Here is a 1,596-nt window from a genome sequence, read left to right on the forward strand (position 1 = left end):
CCCCCGTGAAGCTCTCCCACCTCCGCCCCGCGCAGCGGCATGGCAGGGTGGGAGGCATGCGCCGACCATCCCGCCGCCCCCTCCTCGCCGGTCTCGCCGTGCTCGCCGGCGCGTCGCTCGCCGCCGTACCGGCCGTGCCCGCGGCCGCCGACGACGGCAACTTCACGGTGAAGGACCCGAGGATCACCGAGTCCAGCGGTCTCGCGGCCTCGCGTCAGCACCCCGGCGTGTACTGGACGCACAACGACAGCGACGACGGCGCGTTCCTGTACGCCGTGGACGGCAGGACCGGGAAGACGGTCGCCACGGTGACGTTGACCGGTGTCGGCACACCACGGGACGTCGAGGCGATCTCCATCGGCCCGGACAACCACCTCTACGTCGGCGACATCGGCGACAACCTCGGCGGGACCTGGCAGTACGTGTGGATCTACGAGCTGCCGGAGCCCAAGCAGCTCAAGGACCAGACGCTCAAGGCCACGCAGTACGTCGTGAAGTACGAGGACGGGGCGCGGGACGCGGAGGCGCTGATGGTGCACCCGAAGACCGGGCGGGTCTACATCGCCGACAAGAACGAGGCGGGGGGCTCGCTGTACGAGGGCCCGGCCGAACTCTCCGCGTCCGGCACGAACATCTTCAAGCAGGTCGCCTCCGTGCCCGATCTGGAGGTCACCGACGGGGCGTTCTCGCCGGACGGCAAGCACCTCGCCCTGCGCTCGTACTTCGGCGCGATCCTCTACGACTGGAACGGCGGGAAGATCGAGAAGGCCGACCGGCTGAGCGTGCCCCTGCAACGGCAGGGCGAGTCCCTCACATACACCACCGACGGCTCGAAGATCATGTACGGCAGTGAGGGCGTCGGCAGCACGGTCGTCGCGCGCGACGTCCCCGGCGGCGGCTCCGGCGGTGGCTCCGGCAACGGCGGCTCCGGCTCGTCCTCCTCCGGCGGGGGCGGCCCGTCCGCCGGGCAGGACGCCGACGGCACCGGCTCGGGCCTCAAGGTGGGCGCGATCGCCGTCGTCGGCGCCGTCGTCGTCATCTGGGGCTTCAAACGCGTCCTGCGCCGCCCGTCCTGACGGGGCGTTCTCCGACGGCCCGTCAGCCGGTCGCCCGGCGGGCCGTCCACCGCTGCATAGGATCGGCGGCATGGCGCTGCGACCCGTGCATGTGATCGTCAAGGCCGTCGATGCCGCGGCGGTCGGCCGGTTCTGGGCGGAGGCACTCGGCTGGACCGCCTACCGCCCCGGCGCCGCCACCTACGTCGGCCCCGCCGGCGGGCTCGTCTGGCCGCATCCGGTCGCCCTCGGGGTCGACGTCGTGCCCGTGCCGGAGCCCAAGACCCCCGCGAAGAACCAGGTGCACCTCGACATCGCCACCCACTCGGCCGCCCAGCGGACGGAACTGGTCGCACGGCTGCGGAAACTCGGCGCGACCCCCGCCGACGTGGGCCAGGGCGACGTGCCGTGGACGGTCCTCGCCGACCCCGAGGGCAACGAGTTCTGTGTGCTGGAGCCCCGCGAGGTCTACCGGGACACCGGGCCGATCGCCGCGGTGGTGGTCGACTGCGCGGACCCGCGGGCCATGGCCCGGTTCTGG

The 1,596-nt window shown here is 72.6% G+C and carries 2 protein-coding genes; both read left to right on the top strand.

What is annotated here, in order from left to right; genetic code table 11:
• The first annotated feature begins 56 nt into the window (after positions 1 to 56).
• A complete protein-coding gene (locus AOK15_RS34375) occupies positions 57 to 1,076 on the top strand; it encodes a hypothetical protein (protein ID WP_055522229.1) in 1,020 nt (339 codons plus the stop codon).
• Between the two features lie 70 nt (positions 1,077 to 1,146).
• On the top strand, positions 1,147 to 1,596 hold a 450-nt coding region (locus AOK15_RS34380; protein WP_167738892.1), incomplete at its 3' end, for a VOC family protein.

The sequence above is a fragment of the Streptomyces ossamyceticus genome, from assembly GCF_001418475.1.
GTDB classification, from domain to species: domain Bacteria; phylum Actinomycetota; class Actinomycetes; order Streptomycetales; family Streptomycetaceae; genus Streptomyces; species Streptomyces ossamyceticus.

What these genes read in the sequence shown, in the direction of transcription:
- AOK15_RS34375 (WP_055522229.1), top strand. Translation starts at nt 57, where the DNA reads ATGCGCCGACCATCCCGCCGCCCCCTCCTCGCCGGTCTCGCCGTGCTC.